At 57.6% G+C, this 19058-nt stretch carries 14 protein-coding genes and 1 riboswitch; of the genes, 5 read left to right on the top strand and 9 right to left on the bottom strand.

The genetic code is table 11. The features are described 5' to 3' along the window. Positions 1-81 precede the first annotated feature (81 nt). The 3 genes from VN622_03875 to VN622_03865 all read left to right on the top strand — a co-directional run bounded on the left by VN622_03875 (position 82) and on the right by VN622_03865 (position 4855). Positions 82-1458 (top strand): pitrilysin family protein, encoded by a 1377-nt coding sequence (locus VN622_03875; GenBank protein HWR34995.1) that lies wholly within the window; start codon positions 82-84, stop codon positions 1456-1458. Beyond that, positions 1458-2972: a pitrilysin family protein gene (locus VN622_03870; GenBank protein HWR34994.1), complete on the top strand. Its 1515-nt coding sequence runs from the start codon at positions 1458-1460 to the stop codon at positions 2970-2972. The genes VN622_03875 and VN622_03870 overlap by 1 nt, the downstream gene beginning before the upstream one ends. A 194-nt stretch (positions 2973-3166) precedes the next feature. Beyond that, positions 3167-4855 (top strand): VWA domain-containing protein, encoded by a 1689-nt coding sequence (locus VN622_03865; protein HWR34993.1) that lies wholly within the window; start codon positions 3167-3169, stop codon positions 4853-4855. Positions 4856-4882: 27 nt separating this feature from the next. Here the strand turns inward: VN622_03865 and VN622_03860 are convergent, their stop codons facing one another. The 6 genes from VN622_03860 to VN622_03835 form a co-directional block, all read right to left on the bottom strand. Beyond that, entirely contained in the window at positions 4883-5512 is a 630-nt protein-coding gene (locus VN622_03860) for a YkgJ family cysteine cluster protein (GenBank protein ID HWR34992.1), read from the bottom strand. 50 nt (positions 5513-5562) lie between these two features. Further along, positions 5563-6438, bottom strand: a complete 876-nt coding sequence (locus VN622_03855; protein ID HWR34991.1) for a DmsC/YnfH family molybdoenzyme membrane anchor subunit — start codon at positions 6436-6438, stop codon at positions 5563-5565. Beyond that, positions 6431-6994: a 4Fe-4S dicluster domain-containing protein gene (locus VN622_03850; protein HWR34990.1), complete on the bottom strand. Its 564-nt coding sequence runs from the start codon at positions 6992-6994 to the stop codon at positions 6431-6433. Before VN622_03850 ends, VN622_03855 begins: the two co-directional genes overlap by 8 nt. Before the next feature lie 5 nt (positions 6995-6999). Next, positions 7000-7275: a molybdopterin dinucleotide binding domain-containing protein gene (locus VN622_03845; protein HWR34989.1), complete on the bottom strand. Its 276-nt coding sequence runs from the start codon at positions 7273-7275 to the stop codon at positions 7000-7002. Next, positions 7218-9260 carry a DMSO/selenate family reductase complex A subunit gene (locus VN622_03840; GenBank protein HWR34988.1) on the bottom strand — a complete coding sequence of 681 codons (2043 nt, stop codon included), beginning with the start codon at positions 9258-9260 and terminating at the stop codon, positions 7218-7220. Before VN622_03840 ends, VN622_03845 begins: the two co-directional genes overlap by 58 nt. Before the next feature lie 141 nt (positions 9261-9401). Further along, the gene (locus VN622_03835; protein ID HWR34987.1) at positions 9402-10736 is read right to left on the bottom strand and encodes a S8 family serine peptidase; all 1335 of its coding nucleotides are present in this window, start codon (positions 10734-10736) and stop codon (positions 9402-9404) included. Between the two features lie 46 nt (positions 10737-10782). Further along, a riboswitch (cyclic di-GMP riboswitch) is annotated at positions 10783-10866 on the bottom strand. Positions 10867-11160: 294 nt separating this feature from the next. Here VN622_03835 and VN622_03830 point away from each other — a divergent pair. Continuing rightward, a complete protein-coding gene (locus tag VN622_03830) occupies positions 11161-12264 on the top strand; it encodes an efflux RND transporter periplasmic adaptor subunit (GenBank protein ID HWR34986.1) in 1104 nt (367 codons plus the stop codon). 16 nt (positions 12265-12280) lie between these two features. Beyond that, positions 12281-15409 carry a multidrug efflux RND transporter permease subunit gene (locus tag VN622_03825; protein HWR34985.1) on the top strand — a complete coding sequence of 1043 codons (3129 nt, stop codon included), beginning with the start codon at positions 12281-12283 and terminating at the stop codon, positions 15407-15409. Between the two features lie 60 nt (positions 15410-15469). On the opposite strand, the gene VN622_03820 is transcribed toward VN622_03825, so the two are convergent. The 3 genes from VN622_03820 to VN622_03810 all read right to left on the bottom strand — a co-directional run. Further along, entirely contained in the window at positions 15470-16333 is an 864-nt protein-coding gene (locus tag VN622_03820) for a class I SAM-dependent methyltransferase (GenBank protein HWR34984.1), read from the bottom strand. Positions 16334-16391: 58 nt separating this feature from the next. Further along, positions 16392-18266 carry a nucleoside-diphosphate sugar epimerase/dehydratase gene (locus VN622_03815; GenBank protein HWR34983.1) on the bottom strand — a complete coding sequence of 625 codons (1875 nt, stop codon included), beginning with the start codon at positions 18264-18266 and terminating at the stop codon, positions 16392-16394. A 140-nt stretch (positions 18267-18406) separates the two neighbouring features. After that, positions 18407-19058: O-antigen ligase family protein (locus VN622_03810; protein ID HWR34982.1), on the bottom strand; the 652-nt coding region annotated here is incomplete at its 5' end.

Below are 19058 nucleotides of genomic sequence, written 5' to 3'. Positions count from 1 at the left end.
CCCACGTGAGCCACGGGTGTTTTCGTGATTCTGCTTTGTGATGCCGGGCGGGTTTGCCCAGTCCGGCCAGAGGGGGAGGGAATGAAGAAATTTGCCGTCCTGATGCTGGCGCTCGCTGTTTTGTGCCTGTACGCCGCAGCACAGGACTCGCCTGCTGCACCGCAGGAGAAGAAGGTATTCTCCTACGCATACTCTATCGATGACCTGCCGAATGGCATGAGGGTCATCACGGTCCCGACCGATAGTCCTAACCTTGTCGCACTTTACATGGTCGTTAAAACCGGTTCGCGCAACGAAGTGGAACCCGGCAAAAGCGGATTCGCGCACCTCTTTGAGCACCTCATGTTCCGCGGCAGCAAGAAATACACGCCCGAGCAGGCCGAGGAAGTGCTGCGGCGAGCCGGTGCGTCCAGCAATGCGTATACCACCGACGACCGTACGGTGTACCACGCCGTGTTCTCGAAGGAGGACCTGGACAGGATGATGGATGTCCAGGCTAATGCCTTCCAGCACCTGCAGTACTCGCGCGATGCTTACAAGACGGAAACCGGCGCGGTATTGGGCGAATACAACAAGAACTCGGCGAATCCGATTAGCAAGCTCTACGAAGTGCTGCGTGAGACTGCGTACACGAAGCACACGTATTCGCATACTACGATGGGCTACATCAAAGACATCGAAGACATGCCGAATCTGTACGACTACAGCCTGGAGTTTTACAACCGCTACTACCGTCCGGAATACGTGACGATGCTTGCCGTGGGCGATGTGCAGCGCGATCAGGTGCTGGCGCTCGCCAAGAAACACTATGGCGACTGGAAGCGTGGAAGCTACGTCGCGCAGATACCTGCCGAGCCTCCGCAAACGTCGCCACAGGTTCGGCACGTAGACTGGCCGACTCCGACGCTCCCCTGGGTCGTCGTCGCGTATCGCGGAGCGGCTTACTCCGACTCGGACAAGCAGGCCGCCGCGCTCGATCTGCTGGCGAATCTCGCGTTCGGGCAGAACTCGGACCTTTACCAGAAGCTCGTGCTGAAGGAACAGAAGGTCGCCACGATGGATGGCGGGCAGGATATGCGCGTCGATCCCGAGCTGTTTGCCGTAATGGCGCGCGTCAAAGACGTGAAAGATGTGAACTACGTGCGCGATCAGATTCTCGCGACCTACAAGCAGTTTGCCGAGACGCTGGTCCCGGCGGATAGGCTGGCGGCCACTCGCTCGCGCATGCGCTATGATTTTGCGCTATCGATGGACAGCTCTTCTGCAATCGCCGGTGCGCTGGCTCCTTATATTGCGCTCCGCAGTACGCCGGAGACGATCAATCGGCGTTATGCGCTTTACGAGCAGGTGAGCCCGGAAGACATTCGCGAAGCGGCTCGCAAGTTCTTCACCGAGCACAACCAGACGGTGGTTACGCTGAGCACGAAAGCGAACTCGTCAGAAAAAGGAGGCCTGTAATGAGCATTCGCTACTGCATCGCTCTACTACTTGCAGGTTGCTTGACGGCGTTTGCCGCCGATGCTGCCCCTAAGCCCAAACCTGCGCCAGGCCCCGCGACAGTGCTGTTGCCGACGCGTTCGCCGCTGATCACGTTCAGGCTTTTGTTCAACACGGGATCTGCGTCAGACCCGCAGGGCAAGGAAGGGTTGGCATCGCTCACGGCTGCCATGCTCTCCGATGCCGGTTCGCGCACCATGACCTACGCGCAGATCAACGAGGCCATGTACCCCATGGCAACGTCGTTCAACTCGCAAGTCGACAAGGAGATGAGCGTTTTTGTCGGCACCACGCACAGTGACAATCTCGAAAGGTACTACACCATCATCCGCGACATGGTGCTCGATCCGGGCTTCCGTGAAGACGACTTTCAGCGCGTCAAGACCGACGCTGTCAATTTCCTGAAAGTGACGCTTCGCTCCAGCAACGACGAAGAGCTCGGCAAAGAAGTGTTGTACACGATGATCTATCCGCCAACGCATCCTTACGGACACGTCAACGCGGGCCGCGTGAGCACACTGGAGAAGTTGACTCTCGACGACGTGCGGAACTTCTACAAGCAGCACTACACACAAGCGGCACTGGTCGTAGGACTTGCGGGGGCATACCCGAAAGGGTTCGAGCAGCGCGTGGTCGCCGATTTCCGCAAACTACCCGCCGGCAAAGCGCAGAAAGTGAACGCTGCCGCGCCTGCGCAGAAACCTGGCATGCAGATCCAGATCGTGCAACGGCAGACGCGTTCGACGGCCATTTCGCTCGGGTTCCCAATCGACCAGGTGAGGGGCCAGAAGGACTGGCCTGCACTCGCCGTGGTCGCAAGTTACCTGGGGCAGCATCGTTCTTCCAGCAGCTACCTGTATCAGCAACTTCGAGAACTACGTGGACTGAACTACGGCGACTATGCGTATGTCGAATACTTCCCGCAGGGAATGTATCGATTTGAACCCGCGCCGAACCTCGGACGCCGCAGCCAAATCTTCCAGATATGGATACGTCCGGTCGATCCGAAGAACGGTTTATTTACCCTGAGAGCCGCGCTTTACGAGTACGACAAGTTGGTAAAGAACGGCATGTCGAAGGAGACGTTTGAAAGCACGCGGGAGTTTCTGGGCAAGTACGCAAACGTGTTAACGCAAACGCAGGACGCGCAACTCGGCTACGCGCTGGACAGTAATTTCTACGGCACACCCGAGTTCCCGCAGTACATGCGCGAACAACTATCGCGCCTTACCCTGGAAGACGTGAACCGCGCCATCAAGAAGTACCTGAAATCAGACGCTATGCGCATTGCCATCGTCACGGAAGACGCCGAAGGGCTGCGGAAGGGAATTCTGTCGAACCTGCCTTCGCCGGTTACCTACACTTCTCCGAAGCCGCAGAGTGTGCTGGAGGAAGACAAGACGATCCAGGCCTATACGATTCCGGCGAAAGACGCCGACGTGAAGGTCGTTCCTGCCGAGCAAGTGTTCGAGTAATTGCAGTCGTGGCACAAGGCCCGGCCTCTACGGTCGGGCCTTTTTTGATGGTCGTAACACAGAGACAATCTGCTGCTGGTATTTACGCTCTGTTCGTACGACAATCTTGCACCAACGCCGTTCGGCCGCTGCTGATATCTTGACTCGCCTCGGTTGTGGCAATTGCAACTGACGAACAGAAAAAGAGGCACCACATGAAGATGGTCTCGAAGATTCTCATCTCCTCACTAGCAATCGTAGGGCTGGTCACTCCGAGCGTGGCTCAGGAGAAGACGTCCGATGCCGCCGCGAAGTTTCGCACCCAGACGAACCTCGTGCTGGTCCCGGTGCAAGTGAGGAGCAAGGGCCAACACGTGGCGGGCTTGAGCAAAGAGAAATTCACTCTGTTGCAGGATGGCAAGGAGCAGAAGATCGCTGTGTTCGAAGAGATTCGTACTACGACGCAGCGTCTGCGGCGTATTCCTGTTGGCCCGAAGGAATTCACGAACCAGCTTCAGGGCAGTGCCGAGACCGCGCGCTACACCGTCATTGCCATCGATCGCATCAACACCGGCACGATGGACATGAACCGCGTGCACGAAGGCCTGATGAAGTTTCTCTCTCAGGCTGCCGACAATGGCGAACCGATCCGCCTGGTAGCAATCGAATTGCAGGGTGTCCGCACGATCCAGGATTTCACAACTGACCCGAAAGCTGTGGCGGCTGCGTTGCAGAACTCTCATGCACCCTCCGGGCAGTCTCTCCACGGCGATGCCGACATGGGCACGTCTCGCGAGATGCGCACTTTAGTGGAGAATGTTGAGGTTGGCAACAGCGATGATGTTGCAGCAAGATTGCAGACTTTCCTGCAGCAGATCGAGGATGTCGAGAACGGCCAGGTAGCAATGCTGGCCTTCCAGCAGCGTTCTGCGCGAATCAATTCGCTCGAAGCCCTTCAGCAGGTTGCACTTTCGCTCTCAGGATTGCCGGGGCGCAAATCGGTAGTGTGGGTCAGTTCCGGGTACCCGTTCTCTTCAATTGGTCGTGAAGGCCGTCCGTTTGACTTAGGTCAGGTATCGGAAGCAAATTCACTCGACGCCTACACAACACATCTACTCAACTCCGCGAATATCGCGCTGTATCCAGTAGATGCACGTGGCACGGTGAACACAGCTTTCCAGGCTATGGATCCGAGCCAGAAGTACTCGCCAAGTTACGCGCAGAAGCAACACTTGCAGTTTGAAAATCAGGATGTGATTACGACATTCAATCGTCTCGCGGGGTCCACAGGCGGCAAAGCCTGCACCGAACGTACGGACCTGTCTGGATGCTTCCAGGACGCGATGGACGATTCGCGCGACTACTACATGCTCGGCTTCTATCTGGATGGAGCCAACACGAAGGATGGCTGGCACAAGCTACAGGCGAAAGTGAGCGAGAAGGGCACATCGGTACGTGGACGGGATGGTTTTCTTTATCCCATTCCTGACCCCGGCCAGACACGCGGCCGCGACATTACGCTGGCTGTCAGCTCGCTTCTTTCGGACTCAGGCATCCCGTTCCGCGGTCAGTGGACGACAACGCAACCTTCAGGCGATAAACGAGCCGCTCGTTTCGAGATCAACGTTGACCCGAGTGCAAACGTTATAGACATCCAGCAGAAAAAGTTGAATTTGGAATTTGCGGGTATTGCGCGCGCCAGGGATGGCAGTGTCGCAGCCCAGTTTGCGCAGAAGGTCGACCGTACCATGACCCCTGAAGCAGCCGCGACTATCCAGAAGACTGGCATCAATTACAAGAACGTGATGGTGCTTGCGCCGGGAGAGTACCTGGTTCGCTTCGTGGTTCGCGACAACAACACAGGGCGAATGGGCACAGCCAACTCGCTGGTTAAAGTGGAATGATCGGATTCTATCGGCGGCGGCAGCGGGCTATGGAGTTTCGAGGCCGAGGCAGAACGCGACGATCGTTGTTCCGCTCAAACCTGTAGCCTTCTCGACCCGCTTTAGCAGAGTGGGCTCGAGGTCGTTCGGGTCGACTTCCATTTCGCACGCGGCAATCTCCTCGGCGCTCGCCCCCTGAAAGCACAACTCGCAGACGCCCAATCCGCCCTCGCCTCCAGAGCGTACGGGCGGTCCAAATACGCGGCAAGTCATTGGGCGCGCCTCGTACAGGTCGCACGTGCCTGTTTCTGAATCTAGCACGGGACACGGTTCGTCATTCGCAAAGTCCGCGAACCTTTCCTGCGAATCCTCGTCCCCCGCCAAAACGCCGGTTTGGGGGTTGCCGGGGAAGGCCTTCGAAAGCCGGCTCACCGCTGCTTTAGCCCGCAAGCGGACACGCGCGGCGCGTTCCGGATCACGCTTCGTGAGGTCGGCAAGACCTTGCCGCAAGCGGACAGCGTCGAGTTGGTTGATCGCAAAAGCTCCAATGCAGCACTGAGTGCACCCCGGACGGCACACCAACCACGAACGGCTTCTACGCGCGGCGTCGGCCAGAGCGGAGTCTACGATTTGAACAAGGGCTCGATCCTGCGACACCAGCTCGGGGGACAACGGCATGGGTAGAGGATAGCGCAGATCGCCGTCTCAGGGTTCAATCGTACTGTGCTTCAAAACCCGGAGAACCTCGGCGCGATCGAGTACATGAGCATGCGGCCAAGGAGAACGCCGAGCATCGCAAACGGTAATGCGGCGAACCTGAGGGCAATTGCAGGCAGATCAGGCGCACCCGCAACAGGCCAGAGCATCAGAGCGATGACACCGGGCATGACTCCCGCGAAACCAATGTACAGCACCAGCCACAGGTACTCCCGCGAATTCAGCAGCGGTCGTGGCGCTTCGATATCTGCCGAAGCACTCTGCTCTGCCCGCAGCCGAGATGAGTGTTTGAGCATCCAGAATGCCGACAGCAACAGCAAGGCGCTGCCCGCAACTGTCGCGTTCACGAAAGTACGCAGTAGCGTTGCTTCTGCCGCTCCGGCAACCAACGCAGCAGAAGGCAACCCACCCAGCAGCAATGTCGTTCCGAGAAACGAAGCCGGCAGCCAGCCTGAATTCCATATCGGCCGCGTCGGAAGCATGTAGATCATGGCACTTGAAACAACAGCACCTAGACCGAGTGTGGCGGTAACGATGCCCCCTGCGAGTCTCGGTTGGGTTGCACCAGTGAACCAGAGCCCGCTATAGATCAATGCTGAACAAGCGAAGAATGTGCTCAGCAATACCTCCACGCTGAGCTTTGAGCGCCGCAGATTAAGCAGGGCACGGCCGGCGAGAAGTGGCCGTCCCAGGTGCAGCAATGAGGCCAACATCCCCAATGCAACGATGGGGAAAATTGCGACTGCCAATGGGCGCAACTGGGCTACCTCCGACGGACTCGCTTTCCAGTCCACCAGCATTGCCGCGATCGAGAGTCCACAGGCGAACTGCAGCGCGACAGTAAAGACGACCAGCGGCCATTCCTTCTTGCTCGCGTGACTAGTCATCCGCCGCCTCCGCTCTGACCTTGTAGCGGCACGATGGTCTCGTCAGTTCAGGAGAAGGCAGCGCCCGTATTCTGATCGTCGCGCCGGGCCGGGTTGCGATCTCCGCCAACTCACCAATCTCTATCGCACGCATCGGGCAGGATATGACACATACAGGACTGTTTCCGCTGTCGATCTCGTCCACGCACAGATTACATTTTCGAACTCTGCCCTCGCTGGCATCGAATTGCGGAGCGCCGTAGGGACACACCCACGTACAGTAGCGGCAACCGATGCAGCGCGCAGGATCGTGCACCACGATGCCGTCACCTGGACGCTTGGTGTACGCCGCGGCGGGGCAGTGTTTGACACACAGCGGGTCTTCGCAGTGGTTGCACGACATTGAGATGTTGTACGCAAACACTTTGGGAAACTCGCCGCCCTCGAAGGTCCGCACCTTTCGGATTCTCCGGCCGACCGGGGCATCGTTGAAATCCTTGCAGGCGACCTCGCAGGTCTTGCAATTGATGCACTTCGTGGAATCAACGTAGAACCCGATTTGTCTGCGAACTTCCATGTCCACTAAGCCTTCTGAACTTCGACCAGGATGGTGTGCTGGGCATTGCCGTGCGCCAGCGGCGTTGACTTTTGGCTGGTCAGGACGTTGATGCATCCTCGCTGGCACACGCCATTCTTGTCCGGTGCGTACCACGCTCCTTGAGGAATGGAGACGACTCCCGGACGGATTCTTCGACTTACCTGGGCGCGGATGACAAGAGCTCCGCGATCATTGAAGACCTTCACCTTGTCGCCGCTGACGATGCGCCGCGTTGCTGCGTCCCGGATGCTAATCCACATTCGTTGCGGTTCCGCTCTTCCATCCACGCGCTCTCGTCGTAGGTCGAGTGGGTTCGCCTCTTGGTGTGCGGGCCGATGCATTGCAGAGGGTATTTGCCGGCCAGATCATCCTGCGGTCCGTCCCACGCTGGAATGTACTTGGGAATGCCGGGAACCGCAGAGTTGTTCATGTCGTACAGCGTCTTGCTGAAGATCTCAACTTTTCCGGAAGGCGTCTGGAACGGATACTTGTCGGGGTGCTGAACCTCTTTTTCGAACGCGACATATTCCTCAGGGGGTTTGCGATACACGCCCCTCCGGCTCAGTTCCTCATACGATGGAAACTCCGGGTCGGCGATTCTGACTTCGGCGATGATCTGTTTGAGCCAGTCTTCCTCTGTTTTGCCTTCCGTGAATTGCTGGCCGACTCCCAGACGTTCCGCGACCCGGCTAAGCCACCAGTAATCGTGCTTGCACTCGAAGGGCGGTTCGACAACCTTGTTTCCAAAGACGATGTACTTTTCGCCGGACCATGGAAATCCAATGTCGCAGCGCTCGAGCGAATTGTCGGAGGGCAGCAGGATGTCGGCGAACTTCGCGCTCGGGGTCATGAAGTGGTCTGACACCACGATGCACTCGAGCAGGCTTTCGTCTTTGAGGATCTCGGCCGTGCGATTGATGTCGGCGTGCTGGTTGAGCAGCGTGTTACTGGCCAGGTTGAATATGAATTTGATGTTGCTTTGAAGCGGGCCATTTTTCAGGCCATCTTCTTCGGTCATCTCGGTACCGCGCACCACGGCATCAGTCCAACGGAAGACCGGGATCGTGGCTTTCACCGGATTGGTGCCGGTGGGAAGACTTCCGATGGGAAGTGCAAGGCTCGTGCCACCTTCGCCGCCTCCCCAACCTCCACCGAGTATGCCGAGATTGCCGGTCATGCAGGCCAGCGCGATTCCTGCGCGCACGGATTCCTCGCCGTGAGCATGGCGTTGCGGTCCCAGTCCTTGCAGCAACTGCGCTGGCTTCATGGAGGCGTATTCGCGCGCGAGCTTGCGAATCGTGTCGGCATCGACACCGGTAATCGGAGCAGCCCACTCCGGCGTCTTTGGTGTGCCATCGCATAAGCCGAGGACGTAACTCGTGAAAGACTGCCCCGGAGGCACGCCCTCCGGCATGTGCTCCTCATCGAAACCGATGCAGTACTTGTCGAGGAACTGTTGATCGAACAGTTTCTCAGCGATCAATACATGTGCCATTGCGATGAAGAGTGCCGCATCCGTGGTCGGCTTCAGCGGCACCCACTCATCGGCGAATGTGGCCGCAGTTTCCGTCAGGCGGGGATCGATGACCACGATCTTTGCGCCTGCTTCTTTCGCGCGCGCGAGATAGTAGTTGGAATTCGTCTCGAAGACCGTGTCCGCCGGGTTGAAGCCGTTCAGGATAATCAGTTTCGAGTGGTGCAGTGTTTGATAAGAATTGGTGTCGCGACGACCTGTGATGAACGGCGCGGTGTACTCCAGGCAGGCGGCGCTGTAATTGTTGTAGTAGCCAAGATAGCCGCCCAACAAATTCATGAGACGCTGTGCGCTCTCGCGACCTCGAACAGCGCCACAATCACCAGTTCCGTACTGTATGTAAACGGAATGCGGGCCGTGCAGGTCGAGCACGCGTCTCAGTCGAGTGGCGATTGTGGTGATGGCCTCATCCCACGAAATTCGCTGAAACTTTCCCTCGCCGCGGGGCCCAATGCGCTTCATGGGGTAGCGCAACCGATTCGGGTCATAAAGGCGGTTTCGCAGGCTGCGGCCCTTCAGGCATGAACGAAGTTGCGGGCTCTCGGGTACGTCGGGTGAGTCGTCCGTCGTGATGCGAAGTACGACGCCGTCTTTGACGTGCGCCTTCAACAGGCAGCGCCCGCCGCAGTTGTTGTTGCACAAGACGGGGACGACCTCAATGCCGTCGCCTGCTTTGCGCTCGGTCTGTAACGGGGAACTCGTTGTCTTCATTCGCGAAGACAAATTCTAGCTGCACCCGCAGTTCGTTCGGTGTTCCGATATCACTTGTTGCAGTGACAGTGTCTCTTCAACTGCTTGGAAACGAAAAAAGGAGGACAGCGAAGCTGTCCTCCCCTTCAACTTGCTTACGTTTTAGTAGGAGATGCCGATGGCGTGCGGCACGTTGATGCGACCTTTGCCATAGTATGGGTCGGTACCGGGTTGGCCGAGATCATCGGCAGACTGCAACAGGCGCGCCTTCACTTCCGAGGGCTTGTCCTTGCCGATGTCTTCGACGAGTAGAGCAGCAAGCCCAGAGACGAGAGGAGAGGCCATCGAAGTCCCCATCGAGCCAATCACATATGTGCCAGTCCGGCAGACGGGAAGGTAGACGGAGGTTTGCGAGCAGCCCTGATATACGTAACCGCCGGTGTTGCCACCTGGAGCGGCGATGTCGATTGCCGATCGGCCGAAGTTCGTGTAGTACGCGGCCGCGTCGACGTTGACCCATGGACCATTGGTGCCGGCAGACGATGTTGGACCTGTAGCCGCCACGCAGACAACATGCGGCGAACTGCAGTATGTGGAGTAGTAGTTACCATTGTGATCGAGGTCGCTCGCCTCATTGCCGGCGGAGACGACAATCAGCATGCCCTTACGATATGCATAGGCAAAAACAGAATTGATCAGGCTGACGTATGGGCCGGCGGCTACCTTACTGAAACCTCCGCCAAGGCTCATGTTTGCGACGTCGGCATCGTGATCGGCCGCCCAGAGGATACCGTTCAGCACTGCCGAGAGCAAACCGCTCGCACTACCCGTTGAGGGCTTATAAGCAAGCACCTTCACGCCGATCAGGGTCACTTTGGAAGTGACACCCGCCGCGACAGCAGCCTTGCTCGCCACGGTGTGGGCAACATGCGTGCCGTGAAAATAGATGTCGGTGACGGGATTCTTTCCGGGGAAGGTCGCGGCGACAACTGCGTCCTCAGCGGGCTGGAACGATACCGAGCGGCTGAGATCGATCAGGCCGTTTAGGTCCGGATAGGTGTAATCGATGCCGCTATCAATGATCGCGACGGTGACGTTGGGCGAGCCGAGGCGTCCGGCCGCCCAGGCATACGGCGTGCCGATCGCGCGCATATGCCACTGACGGGGGTAGAAGAAGGCGGTCGCAGGGTTGGACACACTCGTCGGTGTAGAGTCCGCCTGAGTGGTTTCGCCGGTTGAAGCGTCGAGTGTGAACTCGGCATCCGTGTTCACCTCTGAGACGCCGAAGCTGCCGCGGAGAGTCGCTGCTGCTTCGGGACTTAGTCCCTCAACGACGGCGAGCAATGGATGTTGGGTTACGACTGTGCCGCCAAGCGCATTCACACGAGCAGCGAAGTTCGTTGGAATTCCGTTTGCAAACCTGACAATATGTTGTGCGCTGAATGCGCTAAGCGAAAGCACCAGGACTACGGCAAGAAGAAGAGAAAGCCTTTTCATGGTCGCCTGATCCTTGACTGCTGAAGTAGTTAAGCGGAACTCCGCATTCGGCAGCCTGGCTGTCTCTCAGGGAGAGGGAGAGACCCGCGGCTTTGCGTCCCCACCTGCAGGTGGTTTGCCTTTTCGTGCGGTTGAGCGGTGGGGATTGTGAAGCAAGGATCTACTTACGTCAATGCAGTTACTGATGTGAAAACAGGTTATGGATCAGTTATCTCACGCCAGCATCGACTCACTTCAACTGAAATCCTTAGGATTTCGCACTATACTGTTCGCAGACGGGCACCTTCTCCTAACCCATAGAAGGTAAGCAGCTTCAATCTGAATACATTGCATCACGTAAGACTCCGGCTTCATCAACATGCGCACGTGGGGTGCGTTCTGTCTGTTACTGTTCACGTATAGAAAGAGTGTGGGGGAGAAGTGGATGCGCATTCGTGACGTAAACGACTTCGGGTATTTGCCTTTGGTTGCGATAATCGCGACCGCCTTGCTGTTGGGCGGATGCGCGCAGAAGGGCACGACGGAGGCGAAAGCCGCGCCGCCAGCAAGTCCAGCTAAAGTGCTGGAAGCCAAGGCGCAACGCGTTCCGGAATACACCGAGTACATAGGCACGATGAAGTCTCGAAATTCGTCGGTTCTACAGCCGGAGGTCGAAGGACAGATCACGGAGATATTGGTCAGCGCTGGCGATGAGGTGCGCGCGGGACAGCCACTGCTTGAGATTGATCCCCGCAAACAGCAGGCAACCGTTCATTCGCAGGAAGCGACGCGGCGGTCAAAGTTGGCCGCGCTGGCGTTCAACCACGATGAACTTGAGCGAAGGAAAAAACTCCATGCCGCTGGCGTGATCAGCCGCCAGGAGCTCGACCAGGCGCAGACTGCGTACGAAGCCTCCGTGGCCGACGTCGATGCGCTCGGAGCTACGGTGCGTGAGCAGCGGGTTCAGCTACGCTATTTCACCGTCAAGGCACCCGCCTCTGGAACAATCGGCGATATTCCGGTGCGCGTTGGCGATCGTGTGACGAATTCGACACTGCTGACGACGCTCGACAAGGGCGGCGAACTTGAACTCTACGTCTCGATCCCGTCCGAGAACTCGTCGAAGGTCCGAGTTGGCACTCCTGTCGATATCGTGGACGATGCCGGTGCATCGGTCGTTCGCAGCAAGGTAACGTTCGTCTCTCCCCGCGTGGACCCGCAAACGCAGTTGCTTCTCCTGAAAGCCCAGGTGCCGAACGCGAAGCGTTTGTTCCGCAACAACCAGGTTGTACACGTGCGGGTAGTTTGGAGCGAACTCGAGCGCCCGGTGATTCCTGTCACGGCCATCTCCCTGCTTAACGGACAGACATTCGCATTCGTAGCGGAAAAGCAGGGTGATCAGTTCTTCGCCCGGCAGAGGGCGATCCGTGTCGGCGATATCGTCGGCAACGATTTCGTGGTTCTGGACGGAATAAAGTCCGGCGACAAAGTAATCATTAGCGGGACGCAGATGCTGCAAGACGGCATGGCTGTCGTGCCACAAGCCTGAGCGAGATATAAAACCAATGTTCGTAAATTTCTTTATACGACGCCCGGTATTTGCCACCGTTTGTTCGCTCCTCATCATTCTCGCCGGAGCGCTGGCGATCCCGACTTTGCCAATTGCGCAGTTCCCGGTGCTCGCACCGCCGCAGGTGTCGGTGAACGCCTTCTACACGGGCGCGAATTCGCGGGCCGTCGAAACCAGCGTCACTACCGTGCTCGAGCAGGTCATCAACGGCGCGGAGGGTATGGACTACCTGAGTTCAACCAGCGGCAATGATGGCTCAAGCTCGATTACTGCCACGTTCGATGTGAGCCGTAACCTGGATATCGCAGCCGTGGATGTTCAAAACAGGGCGTCAACGGCACTCGGCCGCCTTCCTGCAGAAGTGCAGACAACAGGGCTGTCGATCAACAAGAACTCCGGATCGTTTGTTCTGGCCGCCGGCTTCTATTCGGACGAGAACCGGTACGACAGCTTATTCATCAGCAACTATCTCGACGTCTACGTGAAGGACGCGCTTAAGCGGGTGAAGGGTGTCGGCGATGTACTAATCTTTGGCGAACGCAAATACGCGATGCGCCTCTGGCTGGACCCCGTCCGATTGGCCAAGCGTGACCTCACGGCACAGGACGTTGTGGATGCCCTCCGCGAGCAGAACGTACAGGTCGCGGCGGGACAAGTTGGGGAACCACCGTCCATGTCTGGACAGGCGTTCCAGATCAGCGTTCGCGCTGTCGGGCGACTGCTGGACCCGAAGCAATTTGAGGCTATCATCATCAAGCGCGCGCCGGATGGCTCGTTGATTCAGTTGCGCGACGTGGGCCGTGCCGAACTCGGCGCAGAGAGCTACGGATCGAACCTGGCGTACAACGGCCACGAGGCAATTGGCCTTGGCGTGTTGCAACTCTCTAACGCCAACGCGTTGGACGTTGATAAAGGAGTGCTTCAGGAACTCGAGCGCCTCTCACATCAGTTCCCGCCGGGACTGAAGTACCAGGTTGCATTTGACACGACGAGAGCAGTGAGCGAATCGATCAACGAGGTATTGAAGACGCTGGTCGAAGCAATCGTGATCGTCGTGCTTGTCATCTTCCTGTTCCTGCAAAGCTGGCGTAGCACGGTGATTCCGGCAATCACGATTCCGGTCTCACTGATCGGCGCATTCGCATTCGTCAAGCTATTCGGATTCTCGATCAATACGCTTACGCTGTTTGGAATCACGTTGGCTACGGGGCTGGTAGTCGATGATGCGATCGTCGTCATTGAGAACGTTGAGCGCCATATTCACGAAGGCATTCACGACGCAGCGGAAGCGTCGCGTGTTGCCATGAGCGAGGTGACCAGCGCGGTCATCGCAACTTCGATCGTGCTGATTGCTGTCTTTGTTCCGGTGGCGTTATTCCCGGGCACGACCGGAAGGATGTACCAGCAGTTCGCTCTGACAATCGCATTCTCCATCGCGCTGTCAGCATTTAATGCACTCACGCTGACGCCTGCGTTGTCGGCAATACTGCTGCGACACACGGAAAAACCACAACATGCGTTTTTTCGCGTCATCAACCGAATGATCGAACGCGGAACTCAGTCCTATGTCAACATCCTGAATCGCCTGGAGCGACGGCGTGTGTTGGTGGTGCTGGTATTCCTGGCCGGGCTTGGGGCAACTTACTGGGTCTACAGAACTGTGCCCACCAGCTTCGTTCCCGACGAGGATCAGGGCTACTTCATTACGCTGGTCCAGGCTCCTCCGGGTGCATCGCTGGATTACACGACGCGGGTCGCGACACGTGCCAGCCAGATCCTTGCAGAAAACAAGGACATCACGGGAGTCTTCTCGGTTCCGGGATATAGCTTTTCCGGTGCAGCTCCGAACCGTGCGCTGATCTTCATCAACTTGCGTGATATAGCAGAACGAAAAGGCAGGAGTCACTCTGCGCAGGCGATCATCGATTCCGTTCGCGGCCCGTTAATGGGCATTTCGGAAGCGGTCGTCGTTCCGTTCTTGCCGCCGCCAATCCAAGGTCTAGGCAATTTCGGTGGCTTCCAATTCCAACTCGAACAGCTTGGAAGCGGCACAACGGAAGAATTGGATGGGGTGCTGCAAACGTTCCTGAACAAGGCACGCCAGCGCAAGGACCTGTCAGGATTGTTCAGCAGCTTCACTGCGAACGATCCACAATTTCTGGTTGAGATCGATCGCGAGAAGGCGAAGAGCCTCGGCGTACCATTCACGCAAATCACGTCAGCACTGCAGATCTACATGGGCTCGCAGTACGTGAACGATTTCGATTTCAATAATCGTTCTTACCGCGTATATGTGCAGGCGGACAAGCAGTTTCGTGCGCAGCCTCGTGATCTGCGGCAATTCTACGTTCGTTCGGGCGACGGTCGCATGGTGCCGCTGGATAGCGTTGTTAACATTCGCGAAACGACTAATCCCAGCATCATCAGCCACTACAACCTGTTCCGCACGGCGGAGATCAATGGTAGCGCGGCACAGGGATACAGCTCAGGTCAGGCGCTCCAGGCGATGGAACAAGTAGCAAAAGAAACGCTGCCAGCCAGTTATTCGTTCGAGTGGACGGGGCTTTCGCTGGAGGAGATTCAATCGGGAGGCCAGTCAATGATTCTGTTCGGTTTGGGACTGGTCGTGGTATATCTCACACTTTCGGCGCAGTACGAAAGCTTCGTGCTGCCGTTCATTATTCTGCTGGCGGTGCCGATGGCGGTGCTGGGAGCTCTCGCAGCACAATGGATGCGGGGCCTGCAAAACGATGTTTACTGCCAGGTTGGACTCGTGATGCTAATCGGCTTGGCAAGTAAGAATGCGATTTTGATTGTGGAGTTCGCGGAGCAGCTTCAGGCCAAGGGCATGGGACTGGTCGAGTCGGCAATCGAAGCAGCCCGCCTTCGTCTGCGACCGATCTTGATGACCTCGGTTGCATTCATCCTCGGCATGCTGCCGCTGGTCTTCGCAACCGGTGCCGGTGCTGCCGGACGCCACTCGGTGGGAACGTCCGTTTTCGGCGGCATGATTCTGTCATCAATCCTCAATCTGTTCATCATTCCGGTGCTTTACGTCATGGTGCGGAGTTGGCTGCCGTTCAAGGTTCCAGCGCTCCAGGCGGCGCCCCAAACTGGAGACTAGGACGCGAAACACTCGAGAACTAAAAAGATGGGGACGCCGAACGGCGTCCCCATCTTTTTGTTAACCTTGCAGGCTGGGCGTCGCGGATGCCAGCACAACTCGGGCGTTGAACTTCACCTCTAGTCCGTCATAAACATTGCGAATCGCCGCGAGGACTTGCCGGTGAACGTCGTCGTGGCGCTCAGGGGGGATGGCCTGGAAGAGTGGTTTGAATGGAATAGTAACTTCCTGAAAGTACGCCCAGAATTCCTCGGGCGTGTCCGGCCAATTCCATGGGACGTCCTTCGTGACCTCGTCCACATGTCCGAAACCTGCTTCGCGCAGCGCTTTTGTCAGAGTTCCAGGCTCTCCGAATTTGAACATCTTCTCGCCAGAAGTGGGTACAGCAAGACCAGGCGCGGCACGGACTATGGCGCCGATTGTCACGCCGAAGTAAGGCTGCTCCAGCGGCCCCCAGGCAAGCAGGGTAACGCGGCCGTTTGGTTTGAGCACACGGCGGATCTCTCGAAGCGCGCGCGGCAAGTCCGCGAAAAACATTACGCCCAGTCGGCAGGTGACGCGGTCAAAACGCCCATCTTCGAACGGCAGTTGGTGGACGTCGGCGGGAGTGAATTCCATATTCGTAAGGCCGCGATCGCGGGCACGCTGTTCCGCCACCTTCAGCGGGTCAGGCGAGATGTCTGTTGCGACGACCCGGCCCGGCGACCCTTGGGTGCTCGATTGCTGCAGCAAGGTGGCAATCGAGATTGCCGGTTCGCCCGTACCCGAGGCGATATCGAGCACTTCCATCCCTGGTTCGACGCGAGCCTCCGCGACGAGGGTCTCCGTTACTTGCTTTCCCATTGCGGCCGAGGGCTTGCGCCAGCGCTGGCTGGCATTTACGCGCGCGAAGGTATTCCAGTTCGATTCCGGCGAAGTATTCACCCGAGCATTATGTCAAAGTGGACTTCAGAGCGCACGCAAACTCGTTGCTAGTTGCCTGTCATTTGCGTGCGCTCGCTACCGCCGTGTGATGCTGTTGGAGGAAGTCGATGGGCAGTCGCTTCAGTACGCCGAGTATTTCGCCTTCGGCACCTGCCGAAGCCAGCCGCTCCAAGGCGACCAACTCGCCATCGATCTTGGGAGGAACCGCGGATGACACAACGCGGAAGACGCGTTTGAAACTGGTTGGCGTGACGTGGGCGCCTTCGCTCCATAGCTGCTCGTGCAATTTTTCGCCGGGACGAATTCCCGTGATGTTGATTGGGATATCGATCCCTGGCCGAAGGCCAGCCGCTTGGATCAGTTTTCGCGCCAGTGTCATGATCTCGACAGGATCGCCCATATCGAGCATATAAACTTCCCCCCTCAACGCTAGCGTTACCGCTTGCAGTACGAGTTGAACGGCTTCTGGGATGGTCATGAAGTAGCGCGTCATCAACTCGTGCGTGATGGTCACGGGGCGGCCCTCTGCGATCTGCCGAAGAAAAATAGGAACCACGCTGCCACGACTTCCGAGTACGTTGCCAAAGCGCACGCATGCAAACTTAGTCTTGCAGCCGGGACGCACGGCGCGGTTGTGTACCAGTATCTCGGCAACGCGCTTCGTCGCGCCCATGATGCTGGTTGGGCGCACGGCCTTGTCGGTCGAAATCATCAGGAATCTCTCAACGCCAAGCTCAATGGCCAGGTCCGCGATCTCGCGCGTGCCGATAACGTTGTTCATCACCGCCTGCGAACGGTTCACTTCCATCAGAGGAACGTGCTTGTAAGCCGCGGCGTGCAGCACGATGTCTGGCGAGTAGGTTGAGAAGACGCGGCGCATCTGACTTGTGTTTCGGATATCGCCGACAACCTGAACCAATTCAGCTTTGGTATTGCGCTGGCGCAACTCCGCGTGAATCTCGAAGATCGAGTTCTCATCCTGATCGAGCAGGATGATGCGCTTCACCGGAAATGCGGAAACCTGGTTACACAGCTCGGACCCGATAGAGCCACCCGCGCCGGTAATGAGCACGGAACGTCCTCGGAACGCTTCAATCACTTCGGTGCGCTGTTCTCCCTTGCCGGCAGCTTTGGCAAGGACAACCTCTGGATTGGGACTGGCGTGAACCTTCACGTCGCCGCGCAGAACGTTGTTAGCCGAGGGCAGCAACCGCACCTCAGTCCCACATTCTGCGGCCGTCGCAACACATTCACCGACGCAGGGCATGCTGGCATCCGCCACCAGCACCAGCGCGATCGAGTGTTGCACCAGCACCGTGGCGAGTTGCTCGGGGCCGCCAAGAACGGTTACGCCACAGATAACTTTTCCGTGCAGCCGTTGTTCAGGGGCGAGCAGCCCAAGAATCGAGATGTTCGGATTCTGTTGCAGATCGTGAAGTGCAGCCGCAAGGGTGTCATCGCTGCCTATCACCAGTGCGCGCTTTCGGTCGGAGCCGTCGCCACGAGACAGTTCAAAAACCAGGCGGCGCATTCCCCGTGCCGAGGCCGCCATGAACAGGAATGTGGCGTACTCGATCACGACCACGCCCGTCGAAATGGGGAAGCTCGCTGGACGCGTTGCGCGTATGAGCAGGAGAAGCATGGTGGGCGGGAGACATGCGAATGCGAGCAACTGCACGTCGCGGAAACTGAAATACCGCCAAAGAATTTCGTATCCGTTTAAAGCAGTGATCGACCCCCATCGCACGATGGGAACCAGCACGATCATCGCCCACATGGTGAATCGGAAGCCGGGCGCTAAACCATTCTCGAACCGCACGTGGAATGCGACAAAGACTGCCACCGACGAAAGAACCAGATCGATCACCAACTGCATCGGGCGCGAGTAAAAGCCGGATGGCAATTGATTCAGGAATTGCGAAACGCGTCGCAAAGAATTCTTGAAAATGGTGTTATCTGATCTACCAACTTCTACGACGGACTCACCGTTCATTTAACTGGGTCCATTACTTTCAGCCCACAAAACAAAAACGCAGTTATGAAAAATGTCACCCGCCACTTACGCCAGTCCTGCTAGACCTCAACAATCGCAGTTTCTCCGCTTCGGCGAAGCCTGCGGACGACTGGCGTTTCTTCGCGCCCGTTCGATGCCGCAAGCGCGCACAATACGTAGAACAACATCGCATTCGCCGGAATGTGCAGATTGAAATCGAACAGGCTGTGAAGGCTCAGGCCGACGCAGGCCGTTAATGCGGCGACGACTCCCGTGGTGTGCCACGTTTCGAAAGCGGCCCGATTGAGCTGCCGGATGCCTTCACGAAAGACAATCAGCATCAGCATCAGCGCCAGCGAGAGACCCGTCACGCCTGTCTCCACCAGCAGTTGCACAACGTCGTTATGCGCTTCGTTCATGAACAGATCTGTCGCGAAGCTCCGATATTGCGGATAGACGGTCGGGAATGTTCCCAAGCCCCAGCCTAACACCGGGTGTAGCTTCACCATTTGCAAGCTGTCTTTCGAAACCTGTAGGCGGCTCACTGAATCGGCTTCCTGGCCAATGCTCGTTAGGCGTCCAATCACCTGGTCTGACGAGAGCCATAGACCTAAGCCCACTGTCAGCAATAGTGCGCAAGTAACCGTCAGCGCAGGCACTGTGGATCGCGACCGCACCAACAGCACGACAGCCACAAAGACGCATTGCAAAGCGAAGGCCACCATGCCTCCG

The sequence above is a fragment of the Clostridia bacterium genome (genome assembly GCA_035561135.1).
In the GTDB taxonomy this organism is placed as follows: domain Bacteria; phylum Acidobacteriota; class Terriglobia; order Terriglobales; family Acidobacteriaceae; genus DATMYA01.
Note: the sequence above shows the minus strand (reverse complement) of the source record. Positions and strands in the feature narration are given on the sequence as shown.